Origin of the sequence: Zobellia galactanivorans (genome assembly GCF_000973105.1) — a bacterium.
GTDB lineage: Bacteria > Bacteroidota > Bacteroidia > Flavobacteriales > Flavobacteriaceae > Zobellia > Zobellia galactanivorans.
In genome coordinates this window covers 3,442,367-3,457,561 of the sequence record NC_015844.1, presented here as the reverse complement: position 1 = coordinate 3,457,561, position 15,195 = coordinate 3,442,367, and the positions used below count along the sequence as shown (strand labels likewise).

Below are 15,195 nucleotides of genomic sequence, written 5' to 3'. Positions count from 1 at the left end.
GCCCATCCATCCATGAAGAAAACAATCATCATAATCGGCTCAGGTTTTTCATCCCTATCGGCGGCTTGCTATTTGGCACAGGCAGGGCATGACGTAGCCGTATATGAAAAAAACGATATGGTCGGTGGAAGGGCGCGTCAACTAGTAAAAAACGGATTCACCTTTGACATGGGTCCCAGTTGGTATTGGATGCCCGATATTTTCGATAAATTCTTTGGCGACTTTGGAAAAAAGGTTTCAGACTACTACCAGCTGGACAAATTGAGCCCGGCCTATAAGATTTTCTTTGCCGACGATCAGATTACCATCGGTGACTGCATGGACAAGATCTGCACCGAGTTTGAACGCATAGAGTCTGGAAGCGCCAAGCATTTAAAAGATTTTATCGCCAAGGCCCAAAAGAACTACGATATCGCCATTAACAAAGTAGTATTGCGCCCAGGACGATCACCCTTGGAGCTTATAACCCCTGAAACGGCATTGCGGGTCGATCAATTTTTTAAGACAATCAGTGGGGAAGTCCGTAAAAAATTCAAAAACAAGAAGCTGATCTCTGCCTTAGAGTTTCCGGTATTGTTTTTAGGGGCAAAACCCAACCAGACCCCATCGTTCTATAATTTCATGAACTACGCCGATTTCGGCTTGGGCACATGGCACCCGAAAGGCGGCATGTACGAAATTGTAAAGGCCATGAAAAATTTGGCAGGGGAGCTGGGCGTTACCATAAATACCGGGGCAACGGCCCTAAAGATAAATGTAGAAGGCCATACGACCATTGGTGTAAACATCAACGGAAAAGATATCGCCGGCGACATTGTGCTCAGCGGCGCCGATTACCACCACTCAGAATCGCTACTCGAACCGGAATACAGGCAGTACTCGGAGAAGTACTGGGACAAGAAGACCTTTGCCCCCTCATCATTATTGTTTTATGTAGGTTTTGACAAAAAGCTCAAAAACATAGAACACCATAATCTGTTCTTCGATACCGATTTTGAACGGCATGCCGAAGAAATCTACGACCGTCCACGTTGGCCAAAAGACCCCTTGTTCTATGCCAACTTTCCTTCGTTAACCGATGCGAGCATGGCGCCGGAAAATTGTGAAACCGGTTTTTTTCTAATTCCCATCGCTCCAGATCTGACCGATACGCCCCAACTTCGCTCACAATACTTTGATATTGTTATAGATAGATTTAAGGAACGTACCGGTCAAGACGTAAAAAATAATATTATCTTTAAAGAGTCCTTTTGTGTAAACGACTTTGTTGAACAATACAATTCTTACAAAGGAAACGCTTACGGAATGGCCAATACCCTGAGTCAAACAGCTTTTCTCAGACCTGGTCTAAAGAGCAAAAAGGTCAAAAATCTTTACTTTACCGGCCAGTTGACCGTCCCCGGTCCTGGGGTTCCCCCGGCTTTAATTTCGGGTAAGCTCGTCTCCCAATTGATCAATAAGAACGCCTAAAAGCCAAGATTATGAAAGCCCTATTCGACAAAGTCTCTTATCAGTGCAGCAAAACGGTTACGGAATCGTACAGCACATCGTTTACATTGGCCACAAAAATGTTATCATCATCGATAAGATCTGATATCTACAATATCTATGGCTTTGTTCGCTTTGCCGATGAAATTGTCGACTCCTTTGACGAATACAACAAGGAAAAGCTCTTCAACCAGTTCGAAGCAAGTATGAAAGACGCCTTGGAGCAACATATTAGCCTCAACCCTATTCTTAATTCGTTTCAACATACATACCACAAGTACGAGATACCGTACGAACTGGTGGCCGCCTTTATGAAAAGTATGCGAATGGACCTATACAAAAACGTGTACAGAACCGAGGAAGAATACAGGGAATACATTTACGGTTCGGCAGATGTAGTGGGTCTTATGTGCTTGAAGGTATTCGTAAAAGGCGATATAGATAAGTATAATAGCTTAAAGGAAACCGCAATGGCATTGGGGTCCGCCTTCCAAAAAGTAAACTTCCTACGCGACCTTAAAAGCGATTACGAAGACCTGAACCGGAGTTACTTCCCCAATACCGATCTGGCCATGTTGGACGAAGCCTCCAAAACCAGGATCGTAAATGAAATAAAAGCCGATTTCCAACTGGCCTACAAAGGCATACTTCAATTGCCGAACGAGGCCAAGTTCGGCGTGTATACCGCATACAAGTACTATTATAAACTATTGAAAAAACTGCAACGGACCCCTTCGCTCGAAATCAGAAAAGTGCGTATACGGGTGCCCAACTATGAAAAATTTGGTCTTTTGGCCAAATCTTACGTAAACTACAAATTGAATTTGGTATAGCATGAAAACAGTAATCTGGATAGCCCTATTTTTAGGAACCTTTTCCTTTATGGAATTTATGGCTTGGTTTACCCATAAATATATCATGCACGGTTTTTTATGGAGCCTGCACCAAGATCACCACAAAAAAGACCATGACTCGTGGTTTGAAAGAAACGATACTTTCTTTGTTTTCTACGCCATTGTAAGCATGGTACTCTTTTACTTGGGCGCCCAAACCTCCTTTTGGTACGGTTGGCCCTTGGGTTTTGGCATTTTAGCTTACGGCATAGCCTACTTTTTAGTGCACGACATCTTTATCCACCAACGGTTTAAAATGTTCAGAAATGCCAACCATTGGTATGCAAAGGGCGTTAGAAGGGCCCACAAAATGCACCACAAACATTTAGGAAAAGGCGATGGGGAATGCTTCGGTATGCTCGTCGTTCCCTTTAAATATTTTAAGAAAAATTCTTAAGCCCTACTCCGCGATGAGCCGATCCAAGAGTTTTCTGATTTCCGCTCCATTCCAATCGACCACACCGTTTTCGGCCATGATGATCTTACCTTGCCGGTTCAAAATATAGGTAGTGGGAATCGTTTTTGATGCAAATATTTCTGGTATTGGACTTTCCGCTAGATAAAAAGGCAAACCATACCCTTTCTTTAATTCAAAACTCTCGACCCTGTCCGACTCTTCCTCGCTCACCAACATAAAACTGACCCTATCGCCATAGTCTTCAAAAAGCGATTTAATATCGGGCATTTCCTCTAGGCACGGTTTGCACCAGGTAGCCCATAGGTTTAAGAAAATCACTTTTCCTTTCTCCTCCTTAAAAACATGAAGATTCCCTTCTAAATCGGTTACCGCCCACCCGTAGGTTTCTTCGGGAAGGGTCTTTTCGGTTTTAAGTTTTATGGAAGTATAGGAAACAAGCCTTCCCGCAAAAGCCCTCAATCGAGGCCCAAGGGATGTAAACATAATTAAACATACTGCAATCAGCAGTATACCTATGACACTGTATTTTAAATAAGGCTTCACGCAGTACTAAAAAAGAGATTCCAACAATTGGGTTACCCTATCGCTATCCCAGTCATGCGTTCCTTTGGAATCTACTACAATAGCGCCGTTTTTATCAATGATATACGTGCCTTGCACCTTAGGTATCTCAAAGGGTGCATCGGCCCCTACGATACGGTAGGTTACGGGAAAAGTGTATTTATTCTTCTCCATAAACTCCTCCACGGGTTCGCGCTCTTCATTGGTCACGATATAAAAATCGACCTTATCGGAATAGGCATCGTACAATGTCTGTATCCCTTTCAGTTCAGCTGCACTTGGAGTATTCCAAGAGGCCCAAAAATGAACGAATACCACCTTGCCCTTCGACCGTTGAAAATTAAAGAAGTCCCAATTCGCATCTTTAAGCTTCCAATCGTAGGTATTGATTTCCTTTCGATCCGCTACATGAATAATTTCCGGGGGAGACGCAAACAAACGCATCAACCAAATCTTCCCCCAATAGCCTACAGGGGTTACGAAAAATGAAAGTACAAACGCTATTATAATGAGCGTAAAGAAAGTTTTTCGTTTCATAGAACAGTTTAGAAAGTACTAAAACTAAAAAACTCCCGCTAAATAACGGGAGTTTCTAGATACTATTTCAATTGCGGTTATGCCGCATTTTCCTTTTTGATCACATTTAGGGCAGAGCCTTCTTTGAACCAATTGATCTGCGCATCATTATAGGTATGATTTGCCTTGATCACATCTTTGCTACCGTCAGCATGAACCAATTCGATGGTCAATTGCTTATCTGGAGCAAATTCAGCGATATCCAAGAAGTTGAAGGTATCGTCTTCCTGAATTAGATCGTAATCGCTTTCATTGGCAAAGGTCAAACCTAACATACCTTGTTTTTTAAGGTTTGTTTCGTGAATACGGGCAAAAGATTTCACCAATACCGCAGCTACACCCAAATGACGTGGTTGCATGGCCGCATGCTCACGGGAAGAACCTTCTCCGTAGTTATGGTCTCCCACAACAATGGTCTTGATTCCCTTGGCCTTATATTGACGTTGTACATCAGGAACACCTCCGTACTCGCCGGTAAGTTGATTCTTGACAAAGTTCGTCTTTTTGTTAAAGGCATTCACCGCACCGATCAAGGTGTTATTGGCTATATTGTCTAGGTGACCACGGAAACGCAACCATGGACCTGCCATAGAGATATGGTCCGTTGTACATTTTCCGAAGGCCTTGATCAATAGTTTAACCCCTTGTAATTCCTCTGGTTGAATAGGAAGGAAAGGCTCCAACAACTGTAATCTTTCCGATTCGGGAGAAACTTTTACCTCAACGCCCGTACCATCTTCATCAGGTGCCAAATAACCGGCATCTTCCACTTCAAAACCTTTGACCGGCAATTCTATACCCATTGGTTCATCTAGTTTCACCTCTTCCCCATCTTCATTGATAAGGGTATCGTTCATCGGATCAAAATCCAACTTCCCTGAGATAGCGATTGCAGCTACCATTTCAGGAGAACCTACAAAGGCATGGGTATTCGGGTTACCATCTGCCCTTTTAGAGAAGTTTCTGTTAAAGGAGTGAACAATGGTGTTCTTCTCTTCCCCTTTCAGGTCACTTCTATCCCACTGACCGATACATGGCCCACAGGCATTGGTAAATACGGTAGCTCCCAAGTTTTCAAAAATCTGGAGCAATCCGTCACGTTCTGCCGTATATCTGATCTGCTCGGAACCAGGGTTGATACCGAAATCGGATTTTGGTTTTATTTTCTTGTCCACTGCCTGTTTGGCAATCGATGCCGCACGGGTCAAATCTTCGTAAGAAGAGTTGGTACAGGATCCGATTAATCCCCATTCTACGTTTATTGGCCAGCCGTTCTCTCTTGCCTTCGCTCCCAATTCACCTACCGGAGTAGCCAAATCTGGTGTAAACGGCCCGTTTAAGTGTGGACGCAACTCGTCGAGGTTGATTTCAATGATCTCATCAAAATACTGCTCTGGGTTTGCGTATACTTCAGCATCGGCAGTCAGGTATTCCCTAACCTTGTTAGCTTCATCGGCTACTTCGTTTCTACCGGTAGCCCTTAAGTAACGTTCCATAGAATCGTCATATCCAAAAGTAGAAGTAGTCGCCCCTACTTCAGCGCCCATGTTACAAATGGTACCTTTACCTGTACAAGAAAGGTTTTTAGCCCCTTCCCCGAAGTATTCTATAATAGCGCCGGTTCCCCCTTTTACGGTAAGAATGCCGGCAACTTTAAGTATTACGTCCTTTGCGGAAGTCCAACCTGAGATATTTCCGGTTAGTTTAACCCCGATAAGTTTGGGGAATTTCAATTCCCATGCCATACCGGCCATTACGTCAACTGCATCTGCCCCTCCGACACCGATAGCAACCATACCAAGTCCACCTGCGTTTACCGTATGTGAATCGGTACCGATCATCATTCCTCCAGGGAAGGCATAATTTTCAAGTACGACTTGGTGAATGATACCTGCGCCCGGTTTCCAGAAACCGATTCCGTATTTATTGGAAACGGACTCCAAGAAATCAAAAACTTCGGCACTAGTGCTGTTGGCGGACTTCAAATCTGCAGCAGCCCCACTCTTTGCCTGAATAAGGTGGTCACAGTGTACCGTAGTAGGCACCGCCACCTTGGGCTTCCCGGCCTGCATAAACTGCAAAAGGGCCATCTGTGCGGTGGCATCTTGACAGGCGATACGATCTGGAGCAAAATCCACATAATCTTTTCCCCTTGTAAATGCTTTGCTAGGGTTTCCGTCCCATAAATGGGAATATAAAATCTTCTCCGAAAGGGTAAGCGGTTTGCCGACAATTTCACGTGCTTTATCAACACGTTCGGCCATATTGGCGTACACCCCTTTGATCATATCAATATCAAATGCCATTATCTAATCTGTTTTAGGTTATTGTAATCCCGTAAAATTAATAAAATAAGAAGCGTAAATAAAACTTTTGCCGTAGGATTCCCACCTTTTTTAGAAATTGATCAGTAGATTGCCCTTCACTTACACTACCAATGGGAAGAAAGGCAGAAAACTTTAGAATTTACAGCAGATATGTTAAATTTCGGCTACAGTAATTTTCCGATCAGGGTTTCTTCGGAAATACCCTCGGCCTCGGCTTTGTAATTTTTTATGATACGATGCCGCAATATACCCGTAGCCACTGCCTGAACATCCTCGGCGTCAGGAGAGTATTTTCCGTGTATGGCCGCATGCGCCTTGGCCCCTAGCACCAAGTTTTGGGAAGCCCTTGGCCCTGCACCCCAATCAATATATTGTTTTACGTAATCACTGGCCGTTTCAAGGTTGGGACGTGTGGAGTTTACCAATTTTACCGCATACTCAACAACGTTATCGGGCACCGGAATACGACGTACCAACTGTTGCACCTCGAGTATCTCTTGTGCATTGAACAAGGCATTGACGGTTACCGATCGGTCGGAAGTCGTACTTTTTACGACTTGGATCTCTTCGGCTATGGATGGGTACTTCAACTCTATGGCGAACATAAACCGGTCTAACTGCGCTTCGGGCAAGGGATACGTACCCTCTTGTTCGATCGGGTTTTGGGTGGCCAGGACAAAATAAGGAAGCTCAAGCTTGTGCTGGTGGCCCGCAATGGTCACAGCCCTTTCCTGCATGGCCTCCAACAAGGCCGCTTGCGTCTTGGGCGGTGTTCTGTTGATTTCATCGGCCAATATGATATTCGCGAATATAGGGCCTTTGATAAATTTAAAGTTTCGATTTTGGTCTAAGACCTCACTACCTAGAATATCACTAGGCATTAAATCGGGCGTAAATTGAATCCGTTTAAAATCGAGTCCGAGCGTCTGGGCTATGGTATTCACCATCAAGGTCTTTGCCAATCCGGGAACACCGATCAACAGTGAGTGCCCTCCGGTATAGATACTCAAAAGAATCTGGTCTATGACCTCGTCTTGGCCCACTATGACCTTGGCGATTTCTTGTTTGAGCGCCTTATGTTTTTCTACCAGTCGATCGATCGCCTTAACGTCTGACATGCAATCAGTCTTTTATCCAATTGTTTGCAAAATCGCAGTCCCTATTACTATCGTTAACGCTAATATAGGTATCATCTATATGTTCGTCCATCCATTTTTTTATGGCATTGTACTGCTTTTCCGTTTTGGCCAATTGCTGGATCTTGATGTAATCTTTGGCAAAGTCGGCCACGTGCTCGTCGTAGCGGTTGGTTACCTTCAAGATTTTATACTTGGGACCTCCTCCCCTAGGATCTTCCTCTAGAATCGGATATGAAATTTCATCATCTTTAAGGTTACGGACCTGATTGTAAAGGGTCGGGTCCATTTTGGTCAACTCAAAACGCGAGTCAAAATTGGTAGGGTTTCGCAAAAGACCGCCATCAAATTTGGTTTCTTTTTCGTCTGAAAAATTAAGGGCCGCTTGGGCAAAGGTATACTTGCCCTCCATTATATGCTTGCGAATGGTATCCAATTCCGTTTTTACCTCGTCTAAGGCTTGTTGGGAGATTTTTGGTTGTATCAAGATATGGCGCAAATCCAATTCTTGTCCCCTTATTTTTTCGATGTAGATAATATGGTAGCCGAATTGGGTCTCAAAAGGCTCTGAAACCTCGCCCTCCCTCAAGCTAAAGGCGACATCTTTAAAGGTCTTATCGAATCCGGTATCTTTCGTGATACTGTAGAAGCCTCCTTTTGATTTCGATCCTGGATCTTGTGAATACAAAATGGCCTTAACGCTAAAACTGGCATCATTGTCCTCTACATCGGCCTTGATTTCGTTCAGCTTATCGATAACGTTCTGAATTTCTTTCTCTGTGGGCTTGGGTGCCTTCACAATTTGGGCGATTTCCATTTCAGCTCCGAACACCGGGCGTTCATCTTCAGGAATTTTGTTAAAGAACTGACGCACCTCTTCGGGTGTAATCTCTATTTTTTCAACAATACTCGACTGCATCTTCTCCGAAAGCATACGTAGCTTGTTGATTTTATTGATGTCTTCACGAAGGCTAGCCTCGTCTTCTTTCTTATAGAACTTCAACAGCTTTTCCATAGAACCGGTCTGTTGTACGAAAGATTGGATTTGACGATCCGTAGTTGCGGCGATTTCGTCATCGGAGACCAAAAGACTGTCCTGTACGGCTTGATGTGCATACAAACGATCCTCCATCAATTTCCCTAAAAGTCCACATCGGGTAACATCGGCCGTAGAGACGCCTTGACTTTTTAAGTCGATCAGGGTCTTTTCTATATCCGATTCCAGAATTACATAATCGCCTACTACGGCGGCAATGCCATCTAGCTTTATTTTTTTGAAAGGTTTGGCCGAATCTTTTTCTACGACTGCCTCAGCCTCTAATGCAGGGGCTATGGATTCGTTTTCGCTTTCGGTTGCTTCCTCTGTTTCTTGGGCAAAAGACATTCCCGTCAAAAACAGACATCCCAAAATTATGGCAAACTTATTCACCTTGCCCATAAACTTCAAATTCCTTTTTTCTAATAGCCTCATCTATAATTTCTGTTTCCAGTTTTCGTAAATAATCGAGTTTTCTCCTGCTCAGTAGCACCTGCTTGATCGTGGGTTCTATGTATGATAGCGGAGCGACATCATTAACATCCCTTACATCGGTAACCTTTGCCAAATATACCCCGTTTGCATCCTCCAACTCAAAAAATTGTGATTTTTTTAGGTGTTTATTCGCATTATCGAAGGTTAAGGGCGGTATTTCTTCAATGACCCTTGTGGCACTTACCCATATAGAATCGTTAAAATTCAGTTTTTTGAATTGTACCCCTATGGAGTCGAGATAGCTTATATCGTCTTTTTTAAAACGTTTCAATTTGCTGATAACGTCGTCTTTGTTCAAAAACTGCGTAGGCAATTCCACAAACCTCAACCTAACGATTTTCTCTTTTAACTTGAAGTTTTCCTTTTCCTTTTCATAAAAGCCCTTCAACTGCGAGCTGGAAACCACGGTATCACCGCTCTGATGAGCCAAGGCTTCTTTGTAGGCCCTGGTATAAAGGTCGGTGCGGTAATCGTCTACCAAGGCATCGTACTCCGCTAACTTGTCTTCCGGCAAGTTTATCTTCGCCTTGTCCAACAGCAATTGCTTCGAAGCCCAATTATTGATATAGTTCATTACGAAGGAAGCGCTGTCTTCTTTGGATATCCCTTTGGCCAACAATTTATCTACCTCGTCGCGATAAAGATAATTTTCGCCCACACGCGCTATATACTCCGGTTCATCTTTTTTAAAAAAAGAACCACAACCGACAAGAAACGTAAGAACTACTGTAACTGCCGAGTAACGAACCAAGTAGCACAAAGGTATTTTTTTGAATTCCATTGGGCAAAAATAACAAATCCGTTATGGTGGACAATAGTCCACAAAGGTCTTAACAAGATTTTGGTTTTTAATGTAACCAAAAACCTACACATACTGTACCATTCGTGAAAAATGCCCGTAGATAATCCATTATATTGCCAAAACGATGGTACTTTTGCCCTAAAATAAGTTCTGTTAGAACGATCGACAGCATTCATTATGGGCAGAAAAATAAAATTGATTTGGGATTTTAGAGGGCCTACCGCCGAAAAAACAGCGGAGCACCATGTTATTCACCTAAAAGAATACATAGCCATAGAAAAAACAAACCTCAATATTACCGGCCATCAAGATTTTGGCCCCATGCACAGTATTGCGTATATGGTAGTGGACGAATCTGAAATGATTCCGGTAAGGGACGCCCTTAAACCCCATCGTGGTGAGGTTTATACGGAACCGACCGACCAATAGTACGTTCTAGCTTACGATTTAAGGAAACTATGTTCAAATCATCTTTTTTAATCGGCATATGCTTTTTGTTCCTTTTTTCATGTGCCCCAAAAGAGCCGGAAAAAAGAAATACCCCCCTCGAGTTTGCCTTGGGCAGCGACCACCCCAAGATCAAAAGGGTAATGGATAGCCTCGCCGCCTATGAAGTACAGATACGATACACACAGATCCACAGAAAGGGAAGGCAAGTAGATTTTACCGATTTTGATTTCCAGGTCGATTCCAGCAACTATTTCTACCCTGCCAGCACGGTAAAGTTTCCCATTGTGGTAACCGCCCTAGAAAAACTGAACGAAACCAAGACCCTTGACCTAAACACCAGGTTCTACGTTGAGGGCGATTCCGTTGAAACCACATTTTCCGAAGCCATTTCACAAATATTCGCGGTGAGCGACAACCAAGCGGCCAATCGGCTGATCGATTTTCTCGGTCAAGATTCGATCAACCATCGATTACACAAAAGGGGCATTTCCCCCGTACGGATTTGGCAAAGACTTGATGACCCAAACGACAATGTAACCACCACTCCCTTGATCGTTTACGAAAACGACTCAACAACTACGATGCGTTCGCCCCTTATCAGCGCCTACCCCCAACCTTTAGACCTGCAAGGCATTCGAAAGGGAATAGGTTTTTATGACGAAGAAGACTCCCTCATTCAGGAAGCTTTCGATTTTAGCCTAAAAAACTACTATCCCATAAGCGCCCAACACGATTTGTTGAAACGCATTATTTTCCCTGAACGTTTCGATTCCCTACAGCGGTTCGCCCTAAGCGAAGGGCAGCGTTCCTTTTTACTAAAAGCCATGCACACCGTACCCCGACAAGCAGGCTACGACCCTACAAAATATCACGATGGGTATGGCAAATTCTTTATGTACGGCGATACCACGGAAGAAATTCCCGAACACATCGAAATATACAACAAGGTAGGCTTTGCCTATGGAACCCTTACCGATTGTGCCTATATAAAAGATGCGAAGAACAAGGTTGAATTTATGCTCACCGCCACCATCCTCGTGAACAAAAACGGCATCTTTAACGACGATACGTACGAGTACAAGGAAATAGGCCTTCCCTTTTTGGCCGAATTGGGAAGACAGCTCCATGCCTATGAGCTCATGCGCCGTAAACAAGAATAAACCGTAAACACATATACAGGGAAAAAAACACCATTCTCCCCCCTGCCGACTACCAGACCTCATTTCGTCGATTTTCAACCAACGCTTTCTTTCACACATCAATAAAATCTCGAGTTGAACGTTATCTAAGATAGTTCAGTACGTGTTTGGCCCATATAGGCCCTGCATACCTAAAACTACAGATTATGCCCAACCACCAAGACCGGATCGACCAATTAAACCAAAAGCTCGAGCTACTTCTTAGCAAACAGGAAGGCTTTGCCAAAGAGCTAATGTCGCTCTACAAAGAAATCGAAGCGGTCAAAAAGCTTCGCCCAGAAGACCTAGTTCCAAAAAAACCCGTGGAAGCCCCCGTCATTAAAGAAACCCCGGCTTCCATAGAAGCTACGGAAAAGGTCGTACCCCTAACGCCCGACACCCCTAAAAAACCTCTTGATAAAGAGCCTCCCAGTATAAAAGCCCCAATTCCGAAAAAACCTAAAAAAGAAAAAAGGAAGTGGAATCTTGAAAAATTCATCGGTGAAAACCTCATCAGTAAAATCGGCATCGTCATAACGGTGATCGGTATTGCTATCGGGGTGAAATATTCTATTGAGAACGGTCTGATCAGTCCCTTGACCCGTATTGTTTTTGGATACTTGGCCGGACTCGGACTTTTGGGCTTTGGTATCAAGCTCAAGGCCAAATATGAAAGTTACAGTGCCGTTCTGGTCAGTGGCGCCTTGGCTTCGCTATATTTTATCACTTTTGCCGCCTATAGTTTTTACGGATTATTCCCCCAACTGATGGCCTTTGCCCTAATGTTGGTATTTACGGCATTTGGTGTTGTAGCGGCATTGAATTACAACAATCAGGTCATTGCCCATATCGGACTCGTTGGCGCCTATGCCATACCCTTTTTATTGAGCAATGATTCGGGTAGTACATTCACCCTGTTCTCCTATATGGTCATTATCAATTTAGGTATTTTGACAATTTCGGTGAAAAAATATTGGAAAGGACTATTCTATTCGGCCTTTGGTTTCACCTACCTGATCTATATATCGTGGCTCTCCTCCTCTTTTAAGATCGATTCCGATTTTCTCATGGCCTTTAGTTTCCTAGGTATATTTTTTATCATTTTCTATGCATGTTTCCTAGCCTATAAACTTATTCGGCATGAGGTATTCTTAAAAATAGATGTCGTTCTCCTGCTCTTGAATTCCTTTGCTTTCTATGGCATAGGTTACGGCCTTTTAAACCAACATGAGACAGGTGTTGAATTCTTGGGCCTATTTACATTGGCCAATGCCGTTGTTCATTTTGTGGTAAGCGTGATTTTATTCAAGAAAAAATTAGCCGACCGTAATCTTTTCAATCTGGTAACGGGCATGGTGCTGGTATTCATTACCCTTGCCATACCCGTACAACTCGACGGGAACTGGGTAACATTATTATGGACGCTTCAAGCCGCACTGTTATTTTATATTGGTCGCACAAAGAATGTTATTTTTTACGAATACCTCTCATACCCACTAATGTTATTGGCTCTTTTCAGTCTAACGCACGACTGGAACATAGGGTACATATTTGAACGGCGCACGGAGACACCGCTCCAACCCATCTTGAACATTTACTTTCTAACCTCTGTATTGTTCTCGGCCGGATTTGGTTTTATGTACTGGATAATCCGAAGGAAGCCTTTGCCCGAACCCCAGCCGGAAGCATCGCGTATCATGTCTTTTATTGTTCCTATTATCCTCCTTTTTGTCGCCTATGTTTCGTGCTATTTAGAAATCGAATATTACTGGGACCAATTGTACAGGGCCTCCGAAGTAAACCTAACCCCCAATAACGATTATGGGTACGGCAATTACAACTACGACCTGAAGAACTTTGGGGCCATGTGGCTCTTCAACTTTACGTTTCTATTCTTTGCCCTATTGGCCGTTCTGAACATCAAAAAAGTCAAGAACCGCGTATTGGGCGTTGCCACCTTGGCCTTTTGCATGTTAATATGGATGGTCTACCTTACCGGAGGGCTATATATTCTAAGTGAACTAAGGGAAAGCTATATCAATCGGGCCTCATCGGAGTATTATGAAATCGGTGCATTCAATTTGGGTATTCGCTATGTATCATACGCATTTTACGCCTTGAATTTGATTGCCGCCCTCAAGCTTGCAAAACGTAAATTCATAGACCTGAAGATGAACATCGGCATTGAAATCATGGTACATCTTTCCATACTCTGGATCTTGAGCAGTGAACTCTTGAACCTGATGGACCTTGCCGGCTCCGAAAAATCGTACAAACTGGGACTCAGTCTACTTTGGGGTACTTATGCGCTGTTCTTGATCGGCCTCGGCATCTATAAAAAACGAAAACACCTTCGTATCTGCGCCATTTCCTTGTTCGGCATTACTTTGGCCAAGCTGTTCTTTTACGACATCGCCTCATTAAATTCCATATCAAAAACCATTGTTTTTGTATCGCTAGGTGTACTCTTGCTTATTATCTCATTCCTTTACAACAAATACAAAAATCAAATTTCTGATGAAAGTTAAAATGAAGCTTCTTGTTTTTATCGGATGCTGGTTTGGCTGTTCCTTTGCCTTCGGCCAACTCCCAAAATACGAACATCGGCAAGAGTTAAAGAACATCACGGAGCAATGGCATAAGATTTCCTTGCCCCTATCCGTTCTTGACCGTTCCAACCCCGACCTATCTGACATCAGGATTTATGGCCTTACCGAAAACGATACCTTGGAAGCGCCATACGTATTGAATATTGGTTCAGGAAAACACACCAAACAAAAGGTAGACTTCAACCTATTGAATACGGTTTCGAACGCAAACGGATTTTATTATACCTATGAAATCCCCACAACCGAAAGCATCAACGAACTGGAACTCGAATTCGATACCGACAATTTTAATTGGATGGTCGACCTAGAAGGAAGCCAAAACCAAAACGATTGGTTCCGGATCTTAGAAGACTACCGTATCCTTTCCATAAAAACAGGCCAGACCGATTACCAGCATACGACCTTGACCTTTCCTTCAAGCCAATACAAATACTATCGCTTGCTTATAAAGAGTCACAAATCCCCAAAATTAACCCGGACCAAACTGAATCTAGACAGTTCGCTCAAAGCCATTTACGACAGTTACCCGGTTACCTTCATGAATATTGACCAGAAGGATAAAAAAACGATAATCGATATCGACCTGAACCAAAGCCTACCTTTGAGCTTTTTACGCTTAAACCTAAAGGAAACGGTCGATTATTACAGGCCGGTGACCGTAAAATACGTTCAAGATAGCATACAGACCGAAAAGGGATTAAAATACCGTTACAAGGAGCTATACAGGGGCACACTGACCTCTATTGATACTACAGGCTTCAAATTCAACAGTACCAAAGCCCAAAAATTGAGGGTCATCATAGAAAACAACGACAATAGGCCCTTACAAGTAGAAGGAGCCAACATAAAAGGCTATCGGCACGAACTCATTGCCCGTTTCGACGACAAGGCAAAATATTATCTGGCCTACGGAAATAAAAAAGCCCGGGCACCCAAATACGACATTATAAACATTGCCTCGCAAATTCCCGATGATGCACCCCTACTTGCCCTAGGCAAGGTAGAACACACTCCAAAGGCAAAAAAGACCAATCGGGCCCTACTTGAAAACAAACTTTGGTTATGGATGGTTATGGGCTTCGTTATCGTAGTTCTCGGATGGTTTACACTTCGTATGATGGCCAAGCGCTAAAGGCATATCTAAAAAATGTACGCGCAAACCGTACGGTGAAAATTGACTAGTATACCAAATTAAGATCCCTTAAATTTGCGCTACAAAAACAGGA

At 43.3% G+C, this 15,195-nt stretch carries 13 protein-coding genes; 7 read left to right on the top strand and 6 right to left on the bottom strand.

Going from position 1 to position 15,195, the window contains the following annotated elements:
* Positions 1-12 precede the first annotated feature (12 nt).
* The 3 genes from ZOBGAL_RS14060 to ZOBGAL_RS14050 are packed head-to-tail and all read left to right on the top strand — an operon-like array spanning position 13 to position 2,778.
* The gene (locus ZOBGAL_RS14060) at positions 13-1,470 is read left to right on the top strand and encodes a phytoene desaturase family protein (protein ID WP_013994315.1); all 1,458 of its coding nucleotides are present in this window, start codon (positions 13-15) and stop codon (positions 1,468-1,470) included.
* Between the two features lie 11 nt (positions 1,471-1,481).
* Positions 1,482-2,321, top strand: a complete 840-nt coding sequence (locus ZOBGAL_RS14055; RefSeq protein WP_013994314.1) for a phytoene/squalene synthase family protein — start codon at positions 1,482-1,484, stop codon at positions 2,319-2,321.
* A gap of 1 nt (position 2,322) precedes the next feature.
* Entirely contained in the window at positions 2,323-2,778 is a 456-nt protein-coding gene (locus ZOBGAL_RS14050; protein WP_013994313.1) for a sterol desaturase family protein, read from the top strand.
* Positions 2,779-2,781: 3 nt separating this feature from the next.
* Here the strand turns inward: ZOBGAL_RS14050 and ZOBGAL_RS14045 are convergent, their stop codons facing one another.
* The 6 genes from ZOBGAL_RS14045 to ZOBGAL_RS14020 form a co-directional block, all read right to left on the bottom strand.
* Positions 2,782-3,282: a TlpA family protein disulfide reductase gene (locus ZOBGAL_RS14045; RefSeq protein ID WP_013994312.1), complete on the bottom strand. Its 501-nt coding sequence runs from the start codon at positions 3,280-3,282 to the stop codon at positions 2,782-2,784.
* A 66-nt stretch (positions 3,283-3,348) separates the two neighbouring features.
* Positions 3,349-3,897, bottom strand: a complete 549-nt coding sequence (locus ZOBGAL_RS14040; RefSeq protein ID WP_046287502.1) for a TlpA family protein disulfide reductase — start codon at positions 3,895-3,897, stop codon at positions 3,349-3,351.
* 77 nt (positions 3,898-3,974) lie between these two features.
* Positions 3,975-6,242: an aconitate hydratase gene (locus ZOBGAL_RS14035; RefSeq protein WP_013994310.1), complete on the bottom strand. Its 2,268-nt coding sequence runs from the start codon at positions 6,240-6,242 to the stop codon at positions 3,975-3,977.
* Between the two features lie 185 nt (positions 6,243-6,427).
* Positions 6,428-7,381: an AAA family ATPase gene (locus ZOBGAL_RS14030; protein ID WP_013994309.1), complete on the bottom strand. Its 954-nt coding sequence runs from the start codon at positions 7,379-7,381 to the stop codon at positions 6,428-6,430.
* A 4-nt stretch (positions 7,382-7,385) separates the two neighbouring features.
* Positions 7,386-8,870: a peptidylprolyl isomerase gene (locus tag ZOBGAL_RS14025; protein WP_231854764.1), complete on the bottom strand. Its 1,485-nt coding sequence runs from the start codon at positions 8,868-8,870 to the stop codon at positions 7,386-7,388.
* Positions 8,821-9,711 carry a peptidyl-prolyl cis-trans isomerase gene (locus ZOBGAL_RS14020; RefSeq protein ID WP_013994307.1) on the bottom strand — a complete coding sequence of 297 codons (891 nt, stop codon included), beginning with the start codon at positions 9,709-9,711 and terminating at the stop codon, positions 8,821-8,823. Before ZOBGAL_RS14020 ends, ZOBGAL_RS14025 begins: the two co-directional genes overlap by 50 nt.
* Before the next feature lie 198 nt (positions 9,712-9,909).
* On the opposite strand from ZOBGAL_RS14020, the gene ZOBGAL_RS14015 reads away from it, so the two are divergent.
* The 4 genes from ZOBGAL_RS14015 to ZOBGAL_RS14000 all read left to right on the top strand — a co-directional run bounded on the left by ZOBGAL_RS14015 (position 9,910) and on the right by ZOBGAL_RS14000 (position 15,101).
* On the top strand, positions 9,910-10,161 hold the full coding sequence (locus tag ZOBGAL_RS14015; RefSeq protein ID WP_013994305.1) for a hypothetical protein: 252 nt from the start codon (positions 9,910-9,912) through the stop codon (positions 10,159-10,161).
* Positions 10,162-10,190: 29 nt separating this feature from the next.
* Positions 10,191-11,342, top strand: a complete 1,152-nt coding sequence (locus ZOBGAL_RS14010; protein WP_013994304.1) for a serine hydrolase — start codon at positions 10,191-10,193, stop codon at positions 11,340-11,342.
* 185 nt (positions 11,343-11,527) lie between these two features.
* Positions 11,528-13,888 (top strand): DUF2339 domain-containing protein, encoded by a 2,361-nt coding sequence (locus ZOBGAL_RS14005; RefSeq protein WP_013994303.1) that lies wholly within the window; start codon positions 11,528-11,530, stop codon positions 13,886-13,888.
* Entirely contained in the window at positions 13,878-15,101 is a 1,224-nt protein-coding gene (locus tag ZOBGAL_RS14000) for a DUF3999 family protein (RefSeq protein WP_013994302.1), read from the top strand. Before ZOBGAL_RS14005 ends, ZOBGAL_RS14000 begins: the two co-directional genes overlap by 11 nt.
* The last annotated feature ends 94 nt before the right edge of the window (positions 15,102-15,195 follow it).

Excerpts from the sequence above, each read along its gene's own strand:
- ZOBGAL_RS14020 (WP_013994307.1), bottom strand. The coding sequence starts at position 9,711 with ATGGAATTCAAAAAAATACCTTTGTGCTACTTGGTTCGTTACTCGGCA.
- ZOBGAL_RS14015 (WP_013994305.1), top strand. The coding sequence starts at position 9,910 with ATGGGCAGAAAAATAAAATTGATTTGGGATTTTAGAGGGCCTACCGCC.
- ZOBGAL_RS14005 (WP_013994303.1), top strand. The coding sequence starts at position 11,528 with ATGCCCAACCACCAAGACCGGATCGACCAATTAAACCAAAAGCTCGAG.
- ZOBGAL_RS14045 (WP_013994312.1), bottom strand. The coding sequence starts at position 3,282 with ATGTTTACATCCCTTGGGCCTCGATTGAGGGCTTTTGCGGGAAGGCTT.
- ZOBGAL_RS14000 (WP_013994302.1), top strand. The coding sequence starts at position 13,878 with ATGAAAGTTAAAATGAAGCTTCTTGTTTTTATCGGATGCTGGTTTGGC.
- ZOBGAL_RS14040 (WP_046287502.1), bottom strand. The coding sequence starts at position 3,897 with ATGAAACGAAAAACTTTCTTTACGCTCATTATAATAGCGTTTGTACTT.
- ZOBGAL_RS14050 (WP_013994313.1), top strand. The coding sequence starts at position 2,323 with ATGAAAACAGTAATCTGGATAGCCCTATTTTTAGGAACCTTTTCCTTT.
- ZOBGAL_RS14025 (WP_231854764.1), bottom strand. The coding sequence starts at position 8,870 with ATGAGGCTATTAGAAAAAAGGAATTTGAAGTTTATGGGCAAGGTGAAT.
- ZOBGAL_RS14060 (WP_013994315.1), top strand. The coding sequence starts at position 13 with ATGAAGAAAACAATCATCATAATCGGCTCAGGTTTTTCATCCCTATCG.
- ZOBGAL_RS14055 (WP_013994314.1), top strand. The coding sequence starts at position 1,482 with ATGAAAGCCCTATTCGACAAAGTCTCTTATCAGTGCAGCAAAACGGTT.
- ZOBGAL_RS14030 (WP_013994309.1), bottom strand. The coding sequence starts at position 7,381 with ATGTCAGACGTTAAGGCGATCGATCGACTGGTAGAAAAACATAAGGCG.
- ZOBGAL_RS14010 (WP_013994304.1), top strand. The coding sequence starts at position 10,191 with ATGTTCAAATCATCTTTTTTAATCGGCATATGCTTTTTGTTCCTTTTT.
- ZOBGAL_RS14035 (WP_013994310.1), bottom strand. The coding sequence starts at position 6,242 with ATGGCATTTGATATTGATATGATCAAAGGGGTGTACGCCAATATGGCC.